This window comes from Pseudomonas sp. TWI923 (assembly GCF_039673365.1).
GTDB lineage: Bacteria > Pseudomonadota > Gammaproteobacteria > Pseudomonadales > Pseudomonadaceae > Aquipseudomonas > Aquipseudomonas sichuanensis.
On the sequence record NZ_JBDJLM010000095.1, the window covers coordinates 1 to 16,821 of the forward strand.

The 16,821-nt window shown below is 64.4% G+C and carries 13 protein-coding genes; 12 read left to right on the forward strand and 1 reads right to left on the reverse strand.

Annotated features, from left to right (window positions below; genetic code table 11):
* Nucleotides 1-185 precede the first annotated feature (185 nt).
* Genes ABE459_RS23500 through ABE459_RS23510 form a run of 3 tightly spaced genes read left to right on the forward strand, consistent with a single transcriptional unit; the run spans nucleotide 186 to nucleotide 2,656 of the window.
* Nucleotides 186-788: a biliverdin-producing heme oxygenase gene (locus ABE459_RS23500; protein WP_323830278.1), complete on the forward strand. Its 603-nt coding sequence runs from the start codon at nucleotides 186-188 to the stop codon at nucleotides 786-788.
* A 49-nt stretch (nucleotides 789-837) separates the two neighbouring features.
* Nucleotides 838-1,251 carry a YbaN family protein gene (locus ABE459_RS23505; protein WP_125465304.1) on the forward strand — a complete coding sequence of 138 codons (414 nt, stop codon included), beginning with the start codon at nucleotides 838-840 and terminating at the stop codon, nucleotides 1,249-1,251.
* A gap of 58 nt (nucleotides 1,252-1,309) precedes the next feature.
* Nucleotides 1,310-2,656: a CoA transferase gene (locus ABE459_RS23510; RefSeq protein WP_258704997.1), complete on the forward strand. Its 1,347-nt coding sequence runs from the start codon at nucleotides 1,310-1,312 to the stop codon at nucleotides 2,654-2,656.
* Between the two features lie 165 nt (nucleotides 2,657-2,821).
* Here ABE459_RS23510 and arcD (ABE459_RS23515) read toward each other — a convergent pair whose 3' ends face one another.
* The gene (gene arcD, locus ABE459_RS23515; protein WP_258704998.1) at nucleotides 2,822-4,249 is read right to left on the reverse strand and encodes an arginine-ornithine antiporter; all 1,428 of its coding nucleotides are present in this window, start codon (nucleotides 4,247-4,249) and stop codon (nucleotides 2,822-2,824) included.
* A 437-nt stretch (nucleotides 4,250-4,686) separates the two neighbouring features.
* Between arcD (ABE459_RS23515) and arcD (ABE459_RS23520) the strand changes: the two genes are divergently transcribed.
* From arcD (ABE459_RS23520) to gcvP, 9 genes are all read left to right on the forward strand, one after another.
* Nucleotides 4,687-6,114 (forward strand): arginine-ornithine antiporter, encoded by a 1,428-nt coding sequence (arcD, locus tag ABE459_RS23520; protein WP_125465307.1) that lies wholly within the window; start codon nucleotides 4,687-4,689, stop codon nucleotides 6,112-6,114.
* 33 nt (nucleotides 6,115-6,147) lie between these two features.
* On the forward strand, nucleotides 6,148-7,401 hold the full coding sequence (arcA, locus tag ABE459_RS23525) for an arginine deiminase (RefSeq protein ID WP_258704999.1): 1,254 nt from the start codon (nucleotides 6,148-6,150) through the stop codon (nucleotides 7,399-7,401).
* A 71-nt stretch (nucleotides 7,402-7,472) separates the two neighbouring features.
* Nucleotides 7,473-8,483, forward strand: a complete 1,011-nt coding sequence (locus ABE459_RS23530) for an ornithine carbamoyltransferase (RefSeq protein WP_110993243.1) — start codon at nucleotides 7,473-7,475, stop codon at nucleotides 8,481-8,483.
* 176 nt (nucleotides 8,484-8,659) lie between these two features.
* Nucleotides 8,660-9,589, forward strand: a complete 930-nt coding sequence (gene arcC / locus ABE459_RS23535; protein WP_125465310.1) for a carbamate kinase — start codon at nucleotides 8,660-8,662, stop codon at nucleotides 9,587-9,589.
* Between the two features lie 56 nt (nucleotides 9,590-9,645).
* On the forward strand, nucleotides 9,646-10,014 hold the full coding sequence (locus tag ABE459_RS23540; RefSeq protein ID WP_125860048.1) for a DUF5064 family protein: 369 nt from the start codon (nucleotides 9,646-9,648) through the stop codon (nucleotides 10,012-10,014).
* Nucleotides 10,015-10,234: 220 nt separating this feature from the next.
* A complete protein-coding gene (locus tag ABE459_RS23545) occupies nucleotides 10,235-11,743 on the forward strand; it encodes a sigma-54-dependent transcriptional regulator (RefSeq protein WP_125465311.1) in 1,509 nt (502 codons plus the stop codon).
* Nucleotides 11,744-11,906: 163 nt separating this feature from the next.
* Complete coding sequence (gene gltS, locus ABE459_RS23550) at nucleotides 11,907-13,112, forward strand: sodium/glutamate symporter (RefSeq protein ID WP_323830279.1); 1,206 nt, start codon at nucleotides 11,907-11,909, stop codon at nucleotides 13,110-13,112.
* A 384-nt stretch (nucleotides 13,113-13,496) separates the two neighbouring features.
* Complete coding sequence (gcvH, locus tag ABE459_RS23555; RefSeq protein WP_125465316.1) at nucleotides 13,497-13,880, forward strand: glycine cleavage system protein GcvH; 384 nt, start codon at nucleotides 13,497-13,499, stop codon at nucleotides 13,878-13,880.
* 10 nt (nucleotides 13,881-13,890) lie between these two features.
* Nucleotides 13,891-16,746 (forward strand): aminomethyl-transferring glycine dehydrogenase, encoded by a 2,856-nt coding sequence (gene gcvP / locus ABE459_RS23560; RefSeq protein WP_323830280.1) that lies wholly within the window; start codon nucleotides 13,891-13,893, stop codon nucleotides 16,744-16,746.
* Nucleotides 16,747-16,821 lie beyond the last annotated feature (75 nt).

Below are 16,821 nucleotides of genomic sequence, written 5' to 3' on the forward strand. Positions count from 1 at the left end.
TCCCACAGGTGAGCGCCCGCCTCGGGCTTGGCGCTTTGTCTGTGGGAGCCGGCTTGCCGGCGATAGGGGCGACGCCACTTCTGCGCCCGACGAATGATTCAACTTCCCAGATGAGGTTTTTTTACTGTCGTGCGTCATCTGTTTCGTCTTAACACTAGACAACCCATTTCCCAAGGATGCCCCCGATGTCCACCTCCTCCGAGCGCGCCGCCCTGCGCTCCCAGCGCCTGAACCAGGTCACCCACGCCCCGCACACCGAGCTGGACGCCCTGGTCAAGTCGCACAAGCCGTTCGACAGCCGCGAGAGCTTCGCCCGCTTCGTGGTCGCCCAGTACCTGTTCCAGTCGGAGCTGCAGGCCCTGTACAACGACCCGCAATTGATCGCCATCGTCCCCGACCTGGCGGCGCGCTGCCGCGCCGAACAGGCTCGCCTGGACCTTGCCGACCTCGACACCGAAGTGCCGGCACCCTTCGCCGGCGCCCTGCAGAACCCGAGCCTGGGTGAAGCGCTGGGCTGGATCTTCGTCTCCGAAGGCTCCAAACTGGGCGCCGCATTCCTGATCAAGCGCGCCGTGGCGCTGGAACTGTCCGACAGCTTCGGTGCCCGCCACCTGGGCGAACCGCAAGGCGGCCGCGCCGAAGGCTGGAAGCAGTTCACCCGCATTCTCGACAGCCAGGCCCTGTCGCCCGAGGAAGACGCCGCCGCCGAACGTGGCGCGGTCGCCGCCTTCGAGCGCTTCACCGAGCTGCTCAAGCATGCCTACGCCACCGACGCCGCGCTGGCCTGACACGCTTCACCCGGCCGCCTGCGGGCGGCCGCACCGCTGTAGTGAGACCATGACCCGACTCGCCCGCTCCAAAGTGTCCCGGCTGCTCTACGCGATCCTGGCTTATGTCAGCTTAGGGATCGGCCTGGTTGCCATCGTCATCCCCGGCCTGCCCACCACCGAGTTCATCCTGCTCGCCGCCTGGGCCGCCACCCGCAGTTCGCCGCGGCTGTCCGCCTGGCTGGAGAACCACCGGTTGTTCGGGCCGATCCTGTACAACTGGCGCAATGGCCGGGTGATCCAGCGCCGCGCCAAGGTCAGCGCGACCTTGAGCATGCTGCTGTGCGCGGGGCTGATGCTGACCTTTCTTGCGCACCACTGGCCGGTCTACCTGGCCATCGCCGGCATGACCCTGGGCAACCTGTGGATCTGGTCGCGCCCGGAGCGGCCGACCACGCCGAGTTGCGCCGAACCGCAACGCTGAGGGGTTTGCACTGTAGTGGCGGATGTACTGCAATAGGGCCCAGCAAGGAGGACCCTGCATGCAGCCGTTGCTCGACACCATCGCCCAGTCCCTGAGCCTCGACCCCGCCGCTGTGCGCTGGCAAGGGGTCGGCGCACTGCCCTCGACGTTCGCCGTGAGCGAGCTGGCCACCGCCAGTATTGCCGCCTGCGGCCTGGCTCTGGCCAAACTGCTGGAAAGCCAGGCGGGCGCTTGCCCAGCGGTGCGGATCGACCGTCGCCTGGCCTCATTCTGGTTCAACACCAGCCTGCGCCCTCACGGCTGGCAACTGCCGCCATTGTGGGACGCCATCGCTGGCGACTACCCAACCGGCGACGGCTGGATCCGCCTGCACACCAATGCCCCGCACCATCGTGCCGCTGCCTTGCAGGTGCTCGGCACCCACGCCGAACGCGCCAGCGTCGCCCGCGAGGTGGCCAGATGGCAAGGCGATGCCCTTGAAGCCGCTGTGGTCGCAGCCGGTGGCTGCGCGGCGCGCATGCGCAGTTGGCCGCAATGGTGCGCCCATCCCCAGGGCCAGGCGGTCAACCGACAACCGCTGATCCTGCGCCAGGCCTTCGCCGGGCCGGCACAGGCCTGGCAGGGCAACACAGCCAGGCCGTTGGCCGGCGTGAAGGTGCTCGACCTCACCCGCATCATCGCCGGCCCCGTGGCCACCCGCTTGCTGGCCGCGTTCGGCGCCGAGGTACTGCGCCTCGACCCACCCGGCTGGGACGAGCCTTCGCTAGCGGCGGAAGTCACCCTGGGCAAGCGCTGTGCGCGCCTGGACTTGCGGGCACAGGCTGATCGCCAGGTATTCGAACGCCTGCTGAGCGAGGCCGATATCCTGGTCCACGGTTACCGCGCCGATGCGCTCGAAAGGCTGGGTATGGGTGCCGAACGTCGCCGCCAGCTCAACCCCGGCCTCATCGATGTGGGCCTGAACGCCTATGGCTGGGGCGGCCCGTGGCAAGACCGCCGCGGCTTCGACAGCCTGGTGCAGATGAGCGCCGGCATCGCCCACCAAGGCATGCGCTGGCAGCAAGCGGATCGGCCTGTACCGCTGCCGGTGCAGGCGCTGGACCATGCCACCGGCTACCTGATGGCGGCGGAGGCGATCCGCGCGCTGACCGAGCGTTTAGGCAGCGGCCAGGGGTGCCAGGCGCGGCTGTCGCTGGCGCGTACCGCGGCATTGCTGGTGGAACGCGGAACGGTGGAAGAAGACCTGCCGCTGGCAGCGGAAACGGCTGCGGACCTCGAGCCGTACATCGAGCACACGCCATGGGGTGCGGCGCAACGGATCAAAGGGCCGCTGCAGGTGGGCACGGCGGTGATGGCATGGGCACGAGGGAGTTGCGAGCTGGGTTCGGCCACTGCTCAGTGGTAACCACTCAACGCGCGTTTTCTGTAGGAGCGGCCTTGTGTCGCGAAAGGGTCGCGAAGCGGCCCCAGTTTTCAGCTACGCAACAAAAATTGCCGGGGCTGCTGCGCAGCCCTTTCGCGACACAAGGCCGCTCCTACAAAAAAGCGCGTCACCCGGCCACTGCGCGTTTCACAAACTCAACAGCCCCGAATACAACGCATACGCCGCCAGCCCCGCGCCCGCCAGCACCCCCGCGAAGATCAGCTTTTCCCACGAGGTGAACAGCGCCTGCCCCTGCTCGCGCCTGGCCCGGGCGAACAGGATCACCCCCGGCGCGTACAGCAGCGCTGACAGCAGCACATACTTGAGCCCACCGGCATACAGCAACCAGACCGCGTACAGCAGGGCGATCAGCGCCACCACCAGGTCCTTGCGGCGCACGCTGGGCTGGCCTTCATAGCTGTCGCCACGCAACGCCAGCAACACCGCATAGGCCGCCGACCAGAAGTACGGCACCAGGATCATCGATGACGCCAGGTAGATCAGGCTGGTGTAGGTCCCCGCCGAGAACAGCGTGATCAACAGGAAACCCTGGATCATCACGTTGGTCAGCCACAGCGCATTGGCCGGCACGTGGTTGGCGTTTTCCCGGGCAAGGAAGCGCGGCATGGTCTTGTCGCGGGCGGTGGCGAACAGGATCTCGGCGCACAGCAGCGCCCAGGACAACAGCGCCCCCAGCAGCGACACCGCCAACCCGATGCTGATCAGCAGCGCGCCCCACGGCCCGACGATGTGTTCCAGCACCGAGGCCAGCGACGGGTTCTGCAGCCCGGCCAGTTCCGGCTGGGTCATCACCCCCAGCGACAGCACGTTGACCAGCACCAGCAGCGCCAGCACCCCAAGAAAGCCCACCACCGTTGCCTTGCCCACGTCCGATCGGCGCTCGGCACGGCCGGAATACACGCTGGCGCCCTCGATACCGATAAATACGAACACCGTCACCAGCATCATGTTGCGCACCTGTTCCAGCACGCTGCCGAACTTGGGATTGCTCAAGCCCCAGATGTCGCGGGTGAAGATATCGGCACGGAAAGCGAACGCGGCAATCACGATGAACATCAGCAGCGGCACCACCTTCGCCACGGTGGTCACCTGGTTGATGAAGGCCGCCTCCTTGATGCCGCGCAGCACCAGGAAATGCACCGCCCACAGCAGCAGCGAGGCGCAACCGATGGCCAGCGGCGTATTGCCCTCACCGAACGCCGGGAAATAGAAACCCAGGGTGCTGAACAGCAACACGAAGTAGCCGACGTTGCCCAGCCAGGCGCTGATCCAGTAGCCCCAGGCGGACGAAAAGCCCATGTAGTTGCCAAAACCCGCCTTGGCATAGGCGTAAACCCCCGAGTCCAGTTCCGGCTTGCGGTTGGCCAAGGTCTGGAACACGAAGGCCAGCGCCAGCATGCCCACCGCGGTGATGCTCCAGCCGATCAGCACGGCGCCGACATCGGCGCGCGCCGCCATGTTCTGTGGCAGCGAGAAGATCCCCCCGCCAATCATCGAGCCGACCACCAACGCGATCAGGGCGCCTAGGCGCAGCTTCTGTCCCGGTTCGCTCATGGCGCTTCTCCCCTCTGCCCCGTGCGGCGCATGAAATTTCGATCTAACGCATATAAATGTTACAGCATATTTATATTAATGCAGGACATTAAAGCTAGTTCACTCATAACTCCTTTGTCTAACTAAAAGCGCACGACGCGCAGGGTTTTAACGGACTTTCTCGCACATGGCGCATTGCCACCACTCAATCTTGTGAAAAATTTGCGAAATATCCAGAAACGGCTAGCTTCATAGCGCAGGCAAAACGGAGCGTTTGCTCTAGATGGACACGGAGGTGCCAGTGCACAAGGCTTGCAGCAGAGCTGTCGGCATCCTCCAGGAGGTACATGAAGGGTCTTTTTAACCCTTCATGTCGGCATGAACTGATCTAAATCAGCTAATGACCCAGGCGTCAGATTTATTCTGAAGTCAACTTTCTCCTGGTACGGAGTCGTTAAATGTCTGATTCTCCCGCAAAACTAAAGTTAGGTGCACTTGTTGCACTTGTCGTCGGCTCGATGATTGGTGGCGGGATCTTCTCGCTGCCGCAAAACATGGCCGCCAGCGCCGGCGTAGGGGCCGTGCTGATCGGCTGGGCCATCACCGCGGTGGGCATGCTCACCCTCGCCTTTGTGTTCCAGACCCTGGCCAACCGCAAACCTGACCTCGACGGCGGCGTATACGCCTACGCCAAGGCAGGCTTCGGCGATTACATGGGCTTTTCGTCCGCCTGGGGCTACTGGATCAGCGCCTGGCTGGGCAACGTCGGCTACTTCGTGCTGCTGTTCAGCACCCTGGGGTATTTCTTCCCGATCTTCGGCGAAGGCAATACACCGGCGGCGGTGATCGGTGCCTCGATCCTGCTGTGGGCCGTGCACTTCCTGGTGCTGCGCGGCATCAAGGAAGCGGCGTTCATCAACCTGGTCACCACCGTGGCCAAGGTCGTGCCGCTGGCGCTGTTCGCGCTGATCTGCCTGTTCGCCTTCCGGCTCGACATCTTCACCGCTGATATCTGGGCCGTCGGTACGCCGGAGCTGGGCAGCGTGATGAACCAGGTGCGCAACATGATGCTGGTCACCGTGTGGGTGTTCATCGGCATCGAGGGCGCGAGCATCTTCTCTTCCCGCGCCGAAAAACGCTCCGACGTGGGCAAGGCCACGGTCATCGGTTTCGTCACCGTGCTGCTGTTCCTGGTGCTGGTCAACGTACTGTCGCTGGGGGTGATGACCCAGCCGGAACTGGCCAAGCTGCAGAACCCGTCCATGGCCGCCGTGCTTGAACACGTGGTCGGCCACTGGGGTGCGGTGCTGATCAGCGTCGGCCTGATCATCTCGCTGCTGGGGGCGCTGCTGTCGTGGGTGCTGCTGTGCGCCGAGATCATGTTCGCCGCCGCCAAGGACCACACCATGCCGGAGTTCCTGCGCCGCGAGAACGCCAACCAGGTGCCGGCCAACGCCCTGTGGCTGACCAACGCCATGGTGCAGATCTTCCTGGTGATCACGCTGTTCTCCAACAGCACCTACCTGTCGCTGATCTACCTCGCCACGTCGATGATCCTGGTGCCCTACCTGTGGTCGGCGGCCTACGCCTTCCTGTTGGCCTGGCGCAGCGAGACCTACGAGCAGGCCCTGGCCGAACGCAAGAAAGACCTGATCATCGGCGGCATCGCCCTGCTCTACGCGATCTGGCTGCTGTACGCCGGCGGCGTGAAGTACCTGCTGCTCTCGGCCCTGCTGTACGCCCCTGGCGCCATCCTGTTCGCCAAGGCCAAGCGCGAAGTCGGCCAGCCGATCTTCACCAGCATCGAAAAACTGATCTTCGCCGCCGTGGTGGTGGGCGCCCTGGTGGCGGCCTACGGCTTGTACGACGGTTTCCTGACCCTTTGAACACCTGTATTCGCTTTACTGGAGGAATGAACCATGTCCACTGAAAAACAGAAATACGGCGTGCACTCCGAAGCCGGCAAACTGCGCAAAGTGATGGTTTGCTCGCCAGGCCTGGCGCACAAGCGCCTGACCCCGAGCAACTGCGACGAGCTGCTGTTCGACGACGTGATCTGGGTCGACCAGGCCAAGCGCGACCACTTCGACTTCGTCACCAAGATGCGCGAGCGCGGCGTCGATGTGCTGGAAATGCACAACCTGCTGACCGACATCGTCCAGCAGCCCGATGCGCTGAAGTGGATCCTCGACCGCAAGATCACCTCCGACTCTGTCGGCGTCGGCCTCACCAACGAAGTGCGCAGCTGGCTCGAAGGCCTGGAGCCGCGCAAGCTGGCCGAGTTCCTTATCGGCGGCGTGGCCGGTGAAGACCTGCCCGACAGCGAAGGCGCCAGCGTGATCAAGATGTACCGCGACTACCTGGGCCACTCCAGCTTCCTGCTCGACCCGCTGCCCAACACCCAGTTCACCCGCGACACCACCTGCTGGATCTACGGCGGCGTGACGCTCAACCCGATGTACTGGCCGGCGCGACGCCAGGAAACCCTGCTGACCACCGCCATCTACAAATTCCACAAGGAATTCACCGGTGCCGACTTCCAGGTCTGGTACGGCGACCCTGACAAGGACCATGGCAAGGCCACCCTCGAAGGCGGCGACGTGATGCCGATCGGCAAGGGCATCGTGCTGATCGGCATGGGCGAGCGCACCTCGCGCCAGGCCATCGGCCAGCTGGCGCAGAACCTGTTCGCCAAGGGCGCGGTAGAAAAAGTCATAGTCGCCGGGCTGCCCAAGTCCCGCGCCGCGATGCACCTGGACACCGTGTTCAGCTTCTGCGACCGCGACCTGGTCACGGTCTTCCCGGAAGTGGTCAAGGAGATCGTGCCGTTCATCATTCGCCCGGACGAAAGCAAGCCTTACGGCATGGACGTGCGCCGCGAGAACAAGTCGTTCATCGAGGTGGTGGGCGAACAGCTGGGGGTCAAGCTGCGCGTGGTCGAAACCGGCGGCAACAGCTTCGCCGCCGAGCGCGAACAGTGGGATGACGGCAACAACGTGGTGGCCATCGAGCCCGGCGTGGTCATCGGCTACGACCGCAACACCTACACCAACACCCTGTTGCGCAAGGCCGGCATCGAAGTCATCACCATCAGCGCCGGCGAACTGGGCCGGGGCCGCGGCGGCGGCCACTGCATGACCTGCCCGATCGTCCGCGACCCTATCGACTACTAACGCCCATTGCACCCGGCCGCTTCCAACAGACAGCGGCCGGGCATACCTCACCGAATCCAAGGAGAACCGTCATGGCGTTCAACATCCATAACCGTAACCTGCTCAGCCTCGAGCACCACACCACCCGCGAACTGCGCTACCTGCTGGACCTGTCCCGCGACCTCAAGCGCGCCAAGTACACCGGCACCGAGCAGCAGCACCTGAAGGGCAACAACATCGCCCTGATCTTCGAGAAGACCTCGACCCGCACCCGCTGCGCCTTCGAAGTCGCCGCCTACGACCAGGGCGCCAATGTCACCTACATCGACCCCAATTCCTCGCAGATCGGCCACAAGGAAAGCATGAAGGACACCGCCCGCGTGCTCGGGCGCATGTACGACGCCATCGAGTACCGTGGCTTCAAGCAGGAGATCGTCGAAGAGCTGGCCAAGTTCGCCGGCGTGCCGGTGTTCAACGGCCTGACCGACGAGTACCACCCAACCCAGATGATCGCCGACGTGCTGACCATGCGTGAGAACAGCGACAAGCCGCTGCACGACATCAGCTACGCGTACCTGGGCGACGCCCGCAACAACATGGGCAACTCGCTGCTGCTGATCGGCGCCAAGCTCGGCATGGACGTGCGCATCGCCGCGCCGAAGGCGCTGTGGCCCCATGACGATCTGGTCGAGCGTTGCAAGAAGTACGCAGAAGAAAGCGGTGCGCGCATCACCCTCACCGAAGACCCGAAAGCCGCGGTCAAAGGCGTGGACTTCGTTCACACCGACGTCTGGGTATCGATGGGCGAGCCGGTCGAAGCCTGGGGCGAACGCATCCAGCAACTGCTGCCCTACCAGGTGAACAAGGAGCTGATGAAGGCCACCGGCAACCCACGCACCAAGTTCATGCACTGCCTGCCGGCATTCCACAACTCCGACACCAAGGTCGGCAAGCAGATCGCCGAACAGTACCCGCACCTGGCCAACGGCATCGAAGTGACCGATGACGTGTTCGAATCGCCGGCGTGCATCGCCTTCGAGCAGGCGGAAAACCGCATGCACACGATCAAGGCGATCCTGGTGTCGACCCTGGCTGATCTGTAACCCCTGACCCCGCAGGCCGGGCGGTACGGATCCCTGTGGGAGCGGGTTCACCCGCGAAGGCGTCAGTCGCACCGGCCGCGTTGCCTGGGCTGACGCATTCGCGGGTAAACCCGCTCCCACAGGTGCCGTGCCCGCTCAGGGAAACGCACTCACACTTCAGTTAAAGGACATTCCCCATGCGTATCGTTGTTGCATTGGGCGGCAACGCCCTGCTGCGCCGTGGCGAGCCAATGACCGCTGACAACCAGCGCGCCAATATCCGCACCGCCACCGAACAGATCGCCAAGATCCACCCCGGCAACGAACTGGTCATCGCCCACGGCAACGGCCCGCAGGTCGGCCTGCTGTCGCTGCAGGGCCTGTCGTACAAGCCGGATGAAGCCTACCCGCTGGATGTGCTCGGCGCCGAGACCGAAGGCATGATCGGCTACATGATCGAACAGGAGCTGGGCAACCTGCTGGCCTTCGAGGTGCCATTCGCCACCCTGCTCACCCAGGTTGAAGTGGACGCCAAGGACCCGGCCTTCAAGGACCCGACCAAGTTCATCGGCCCTGTGTATGCCAAGGAAGAAGCCGAGCGCCTGGCCAAGGAGAAAGGCTGGGTGGTCAAGCCCGACGGCGACAAGTACCGCCGCGTGGTGGCCAGCCCCAAACCCAAGCGCATCTTCGAGATCCGCCCGATCAAGTGGCTGCTGGAAAAGAGCAGCATCGTGATCTGCGCCGGTGGCGGCGGCATCCCCACCATGTACGACGAAAACCGCAAGCTCAAGGGCGTCGAGGCGGTGATCGACAAGGACCTGTGCTCGGCACTGTTGGCCGAGCAATTGGAAGCCGACCTTCTGATCATCGCCACCGACGTCGATGCGGCCTACATTGACTACGGCAAGCCGACCCAGAAAGCGATTGCCCAGGCCCACCCCGACGAGCTCGAAAAGCTGGGCTTCGCCGCCGGTTCCATGGGGCCCAAGGTGCAGGCTGCCTGCGATTTCGCCCGGCATACCGGCAAGGTCGCGGTGATCAGCTCGCTGGAAAACATCGAGGACATCGTCAAAGGCACCGCCGGCACACGGGTTTCCACCGCCAAGCCGGGTATCAGCTACCGTTGAATGCAGTTGGCGGGCGCCCGCCGCCCGCCGTTTTCAACCTTCCGGAGGATTCCACCATGGCCCAGTACCAACCCGGTCACGTTCATATCGAGCGCACCGCGCTGAACACCAACGACCACAGCTACGACCTGAACATCGAGTACGAGGCCACGTCGGACCCCAGGGAAGGCCGCGGCATCCAGTTCCGTATGCATGGCAGCATCGAGGGTAAGAATGTCGACGAGAAGTTCTTCCTGGCCAAGGACCAGGTGCTGCCGAGCTTTCTGATGCAGTTGAGCCGCAAGGCCCAGTCTTACCTGCCGGCGCCGAAGAAGTTCGAGAACCTCGGCTCGCCGCACAAGCTCTACGACTACATGTTCGAGGACATCCGGCAGAAGCTTGATGTGAAGTCCGGCGACCCGATCAAGCCTGAACACCTGGAATAGTCGAATTCATCGCGGGGCAAGCCCGCTCCCACAGGGACTGCACCACCCTCCGGGGCAGCGCTGTAATTGTGGGAGCTGGTTTACCAGCGATGAGGCCCGTACAAGCAACACCGGACAGATGCTCACATGTTGCCACCGTGGGAGCGGGCTTGCCCCGCGATAGGCTTCATCCGATCACCAAGGCATACTGTCGCCCTCCCCGGCCATAACCGCCTACCCCATGCGCATCCACGTCAGCTTCATCGACCGCGTCGGCATCACCCAGGAAGTCCTGGCCCTGCTCGGTGCCCGCAACCTCAACCTCGATGCCGTGGAGATGGTCCCGCCGAACGTCTACATCGACGCCCCGACCCTCAGCCCCGCCGTGCTCGAAGAGCTGCACGACGCCCTGTTCGAGGTGCGTGGCGTGCAGTCGGTGGAAGTGGTCGACATCCTCCCCGGCCAACGTCGCCACCTGCAGCTCGACGCCCTGCTCGCCGCCATGAGCGACCCGGTGCTGGCGGTGGACAGCGCCGGCAAAGTGCTGCTGGCCAACCCGGCGCTGATCGCATTGTGCGGGCGTGAGTCTGCCGGGCGTTCATTGGCCGAGCTGTTCGGCGACCCTGACCTGCTCCAGGTCCTGCTGGACAACAATTTCCACCTGCCCATGCGCGAGATGCAGCTCAATGGCCAGAGCCTGCTGCTCGACGCCACGCCGATCACCAATGCCGGCGGGCTGCTCACCCTGTACCCGCCCAACCGAATGGGCGAGCGGCTGTCGGCGCTGCACCACGATCACGCCGAAGGCTTCGACGCCATGCTCGGCGACTCGCCGGCCATTCGCACCCTCAAGGCCCGCGCCCTGCGCGTGGCGGCCCTCGACGCACCCTTGCTGGTGCACGGCGAAACCGGCACCGGCAAAGAGCTGGTGGCCCGCGCTTGCCATGCCATCAGCAGCCGCCATGCCGCGCCCTTCCTGGCCCTCAACTGCGCCGCCCTGCCCGAGAGCCTGGCCGAGAGCGAGCTGTTCGGCTATGCCCCGGGCGCCTTCACCGGCGCCCAGCGCGGCGGCAAGCCGGGGCTGATGGAGCTGGCCAACCAGGGCACGGTGTTCCTCGACGAGATCGGCGAGATGTCGCCCTACCTGCAGGCCAAGCTTCTGCGCTTCCTCAGCGATGGCAGCTTCCGCCGGGTCGGTGGCGACCGCGAAGTGAAGGTGGACGTGCGCATCATCAGCGCCACCCACCGCAACCTTGAGCAGATGGTCAGCGAAGGCAGCTTCCGCGAAGACCTGTTCTATCGCCTCAACGTACTCAACCTGCAAGTGCCGCCGCTGCGCGAGCGCGGCCAGGACATCCTGCTGCTGGCGCACTACTTCATGCAGCAGGCCTGCACCCAGATCCAGCGGCCACAGTGCCGACTGGCGCCTGCCACCCATGCGGCGCTGCTGGCCAACCCCTGGCCGGGCAATGTGCGCCAGCTGCAGAACGTGATCTTCCGCGCTGCGGCCATCTGCGAAAGCAACGTGGTGGATATCGGCGACCTGGACATCGCCGGCACCTCGGTGGCGCGCGGGCAGGACGGCGAAGTGGCGAGCCTGGACCAGGCCGTCGGCGACTTCGAGCGCGAGCTGTTGCAGCGGCTGTATGCCAGCTATCCGTCGACCCGGCAGTTGGCCGGGCGGCTGCAGACCTCGCACACCGCCATTGCCCAGCGCCTGCGCAAGTACGGCATTCCCGGCAAGGCCTGAGCGTCGCCATCGAGCTCGACGACTCATCAGAAAATAGCAAAGGCAATCTCAGAATTACCCTACCCGCACACCCCAAACTTCCTAAACGCTGCCGCGTACCATACCGGGCTCTGTTCATGGGGCATGCGGTTTTCGCCTCGGTTTTTAAGGAAGAGTACGCTGAATGCTTGAGCTCGATTTCTATGGAACGCTGGTGGCCGCTTCGCTGGTCCTTCTGCTGGGACGCGGCCTGGTCAAACGGGTCGGTTTCCTGCGCACCTACAACATTCCCGAACCGGTAGCCGGCGGCCTGGTGGTCGCCCTGCTGCTGTTGGCGCTACGCGGCCTTGATGTCCGGGTCCAGTTCGACACCTCGTTGCAAACACCGCTGATGCTGGCGTTCTTCGCCACCATCGGCTTGAACGCAGACATAGCCAGCCTGAAGAAGGGCGGGCGCGTCGTCGGCGTATTCCTGCTGGCAGTCGCCGGGCTGCTGGTCGTGCAGAACGCCCTGGGCATCGGACTGGCCAAGGCCTTGGGGCTCGACCCGCTGATGGGCCTGCTGTCCGGCTCCATTTCCTTGTCTGGCGGCCATGGCACCAGTGCCGCGTGGGGCGCGACCTTCAGTGAGAAGTTCGGCCTGGCCTCGGCCACGGAACTTGGCATGGCCTCGGCAACGTTCGGCCTGGTGCTGGGGGGCCTGATCGGTGGCCCCGTCGCGCGTCTGCTGATTGCCGGGGTCAAGACGCCTGGCTTCGAACAGCAACCTCCCCGACTGCCCAAGGGCTTCGAACAGCCCGACAAGGAGCGCTTGATCACGCCCTTTTCCCTCATCGAAACCATTGCCCTCATCGCCATCAGCCTGCTGGCCGGTACCCAGCTTAATGGTGCGCTGCATGACACCGCCTTCGAGTTGCCGACCTTCGTGTGCGTGCTGTTCGTCGGCGTGACCCTGCGCAACGGCTTGTCAATGCTGGGCGTGTACCAGGTGTTCGAACGGGAGGTTTCAGTGCTGGGCAATGTCAGCTTGTCGCTGTTCCTGGCGATTGCACTGATGTCGCTTAAGCTGTGGGACCTCGCCGCCCTGGCCTTGCCCTTCCTCGTCCTGTTGGCCGCGCAGACGCTGGTCATGGCACTGTTCGCGATTTTCGTGACCTTCCGCATCATGGGCCGCAACTACGATGCGGCAGTGCTGGCGGCCGGCCATTGCGGCTTCGGCCTCGGCGCCACGCCGACGGCCATCGCCAACATGCAGGCGATCACCCAACGCTACGGGCCTTCGCAACTGGCCTTCCTGGCAGTGCCGATGGTGGGCGCGTTCTTCATCGACATCATCAATGTCATCGTGATCAAGCTGTACCTTGCCTTGCCCTTGTTCAGCGTCGGCTGATCAGCTGAGCGCCCGCCTGTTCCCCTCGCCTACGGCTACGGGAATCGCCGATGCGTATTGCGCTCCACCCACATGTGCTCGTTCCCCCAGAAGGCGGTGCTCAGGCGCCGCCTTTTTTAATGTAACGAAACAAGTACATCGTATCGAAATCAATACACACCCATTCGAGTGCGCCTGCACAAGGGTTTGATCCTCAAGTGCTTTTGAATCCAGCTGGCTGTGTATCGATTTCATTCCATGCACATGACAAAACGCTTACTAAAAACATGCAAGCCATTGATTTTAATGCATTTATTAATACTGGCCGCATTATTGCTAAGGAAATTCCAACCTTAAGAGCGCGGGTCTACCGCGCCAACGCCCCCTGCTTCCCGAGGAATTCCCATGAGCGAGTTGCGTTTCACCGAAGATCACGAATGGCTGCGCGTCGAAGCCGACGGCAGCGTCACCGTGGGCATCACCGCCTACGCCCAGAACGCCCTTGGCGATGTGGTCTACGTGCAACTGCCGGAACTGCAGCAGTACGACAAAGGCGCCGAAGCCTCCACCGTGGAATCGGTCAAGGCCGCCAGCGGCGTGTACATGCCCCTGAGCGGTGAAGTGGTCGCGGTCAACGACGGCCTCAACGATCAACCCGAGCTGGTCAACGAAGACCCGCTGGGCGAAGGCTGGTTCTTCCGCTTCATCCCCGCCGACATGACCGAAGTGGCCGCCCTGCTCGACCAGGACGCCTACGACCGCCTGCTCAAAGCCAACGACGACGCCTGAGGAACCTGCCATGACCATCAACCTCGGCACCACCAACGAATTCATCGCCCGTCACATCGGCCCACGCGCCGCTGACGAGCAAGCCATGCTCGCCACCCTCGGTTTCGACTCGCTGGAGGCCATGAGCGCTGCGGTCATCCCCGACAGCATCAAGGGCACCAGCGTGCTGGGCAGCGAAGACGGCCAGAGCGAGGCCGATGCCCTCGCCGCCCTGAAAGCCATCGCCGCCAAGAACCAACTGTTCAAGAGCTACATCGGCCAGGGCTACTACAACACCCACACCCCGGCACCGATCCTGCGCAACCTCCTGGAAAACCCGGCCTGGTACACCGCCTACACTCCCTACCAGCCAGAAATCTCCCAAGGCCGCCTGGAAGCGCTGCTGAACTTCCAGACCCTGATCAGCGACCTGACCGGCCTGCCGATCGCCAACGCCTCCCTGCTCGACGAAGCCACCGCTGCCGCCGAGGCCATGACCTTCTGCAAGCGCTTGTCGAAGAACAAGGCCAGCCATGCCTTCTTTGCCTCGGTACACTGCCACCCGCAAACCCTCGACGTGCTGCGCACCCGCGCCGAACCGCTGGGTATCGACGTGGTGGTGGGCGACGAGCGTGAACTGAGCGACGCCAGCGCCTACTTCGGCGCCCTGCTGCAGTACCCGGCCAGCAACGGTGACGTGTTCGACTACCGCGCCGTGGTGCAGCAGTTCCACGCCGCCGGCGCCCTGGTGGCCGTGGCCGCCGACCTGCTGGCCCTGACCCTGCTGACCCCGCCTGGTGAATTCGAGGCCGACGTGGCCATCGGCAGCGCCCAGCGCTTCGGCGTGCCCCTGGGCTTCGGTGGCCCGCACGCGGCCTACTTCGCCACCCGTGACGCGTTCAAACGCGACATGCCAGGCCGCCTGGTCGGCGTATCGATCGACCGCTTCGGCAAGAGCGCCCTGCGCCTGGCCATGCAGACCCGCGAGCAGCACATCCGCCGCGAGAAAGCCACCAGCAACATCTGCACCGCCCAGGTACTGCTGGCCAACATTGCCAGCATGTACGCCGTGTACCACGGCCCGGCCGGCCTCAAGCGCATCGCCGAACGCACCCACGCGCTGACCGCGATCCTGGCCACCGGCCTGGTGAAACTGGGTGTTAAAGTGCTCACCTGCGACTTCTTCGACACCCTCACCCTGGCTACCGGCACCAACACCGCCGGCCTGCATGACAAGGCCCGCGCCCAGGGCATCAACCTGCGCCAGATCGACGCCGCGCACCTGGGCCTGTCGCTGGACGAAACCACCAGCCAGGCCGATATCGAAGCCCTGTGGCAGCTGTTCGCCGAAGGCCAGGCCACCCCGGACTTCGCCGCCCTGGCCGCGACTGTCGCCATGCGCCTGCCGGCCGCCCTGCTGCGCCAGTCGGCCATCCTTGAACACCCGGTGTTCAACCGCTACCACAGCGAAACCGAGCTGATGCGTTACCTGCGCCGCCTGGCCGACAAGGACCTGGCGCTGGACCGCACCATGATCCCGCTGGGCTCGTGCACCATGAAGCTCAACGCCGCCAGCGAGATGATCCCGGTGACCTGGGCCGAGTTCGGCAACCTGCACCCGTTCGCCCCGGCCGCGCAAAGCCAGGGCTACCAGCAGATGACCAGCGAGCTCGAAGCCATGCTCTGCGCGGCCACCGGCTACGACGCCGTATCGCTGCAGCCCAACGCCGGCTCGCAAGGCGAATACGCAGGCCTGCTGGCGATCCGCGCCTACCACCGCAGCCGTGGCGACAGCCATCGCGATATCTGCCTGATCCCGTCCTCGGCCCACGGCACCAACCCGGCCACCGCCCACATGGCCGGCATGCGTGTGGTAGTGACCGCCTGTGACGCCCGTGGCAACGTCGATATCGACGACCTGCGCGCCAAGGCCCTCGAGCACCGCGAACGCCTGGCCGCGATCATGATCACCTACCCGTCGACCCATGGCGTGTTCGAAGAAGCCATCGGCGAGATCTGCGCGATCATCCACGACAACGGCGGCCAGGTGTACATCGATGGCGCCAACATGAACGCCATGGTCGGCCTGTGCGCCCCGGGCAAGTTCGGCGGCGACGTGTCGCACCTGAACCTGCACAAGACCTTCTGCATCCCCCACGGCGGCGGCGGCCCGGGCGTCGGCCCGATCGGCGTCAAATCGCACCTGGCACCGTTCCTGCCGGGCCACGCAACGCTTGAAAACACCGCTGGCGCGGTATGCGCCGCACCGTTCGGCAGCGCGAGCATCCTGCCGATCACCTGGATGTACATTCGCATGATGGGTGGCGCCGGGCTCAAGCGCGCTTCGCAGATGGCGATCCTCAACGCCAACTACATCGCCCGTCGCCTGGAAGAGCACTATCCTGTGCTGTACACCGGCGGCAACGGCCTGGTGGCGCATGAGTGCATCCTCGACCTGCGCCCGCTCAAGGACACCAGCGGCATCAGCGTCGACGACGTGGCCAAGCGCCTGATCGACTTTGGTTTCCACGCCCCGACCATGTCGTTCCCGGTAGCGGGCACGCTGATGATCGAGCCGACCGAGAGCGAATCGAAAGAGGAACTGGACCGCTTCTGCAACGCCATGATCCAGATCCGCGAAGAGATCCGCGCCGTGGAGAACGGCAGCCTGGACAAGGACGACAACCCGCTGAAGAACGCCCCGCACACCGCGGCGGAGCTGGCCGGCGAATGGACCCACGGCTACAGCCGCGAGCAGGCGGTTTACCCGCTGCCGAGCCTGGTGGAAAGCAAGTACTGGCCACCGGTCGGCCGCGTCGACAACGTGTTCGGCGACCGCAACCTGGTCTGCGCCTGCCCGCCGATCGAGAACTATCAGGAGGTCTGATAGCCCTCGGGCCGACAGCGCGCCCTGTGGGAGCGGCGGTGCGCCGGTGCGATTTACCCGCGAATGCGATAGTGG

Coding starts and splice junctions, on each gene's coding strand:
- gltS (WP_323830279.1), top strand. CDS start 11,907: ATGCTTGAGCTCGATTTCTATGGAACGCTGGTGGCCGCTTCGCTGGTC.
- gcvP (WP_323830280.1), top strand. CDS start 13,891: ATGACCATCAACCTCGGCACCACCAACGAATTCATCGCCCGTCACATC.
- ABE459_RS23510 (WP_258704997.1), top strand. CDS start 1,310: ATGCAGCCGTTGCTCGACACCATCGCCCAGTCCCTGAGCCTCGACCCC.
- arcC (WP_125465310.1), top strand. CDS start 8,660: ATGCGTATCGTTGTTGCATTGGGCGGCAACGCCCTGCTGCGCCGTGGC.
- ABE459_RS23540 (WP_125860048.1), top strand. CDS start 9,646: ATGGCCCAGTACCAACCCGGTCACGTTCATATCGAGCGCACCGCGCTG.
- ABE459_RS23545 (WP_125465311.1), top strand. CDS start 10,235: ATGCGCATCCACGTCAGCTTCATCGACCGCGTCGGCATCACCCAGGAA.
- ABE459_RS23530 (WP_110993243.1), top strand. CDS start 7,473: ATGGCGTTCAACATCCATAACCGTAACCTGCTCAGCCTCGAGCACCAC.
- gcvH (WP_125465316.1), top strand. CDS start 13,497: ATGAGCGAGTTGCGTTTCACCGAAGATCACGAATGGCTGCGCGTCGAA.
- arcA (WP_258704999.1), top strand. CDS start 6,148: ATGTCCACTGAAAAACAGAAATACGGCGTGCACTCCGAAGCCGGCAAA.
- arcD (WP_125465307.1), top strand. CDS start 4,687: ATGTCTGATTCTCCCGCAAAACTAAAGTTAGGTGCACTTGTTGCACTT.
- ABE459_RS23505 (WP_125465304.1), top strand. CDS start 838: ATGACCCGACTCGCCCGCTCCAAAGTGTCCCGGCTGCTCTACGCGATC.
- ABE459_RS23500 (WP_323830278.1), top strand. CDS start 186: ATGTCCACCTCCTCCGAGCGCGCCGCCCTGCGCTCCCAGCGCCTGAAC.
- arcD (WP_258704998.1), bottom strand. CDS start 4,249: ATGAGCGAACCGGGACAGAAGCTGCGCCTAGGCGCCCTGATCGCGTTG.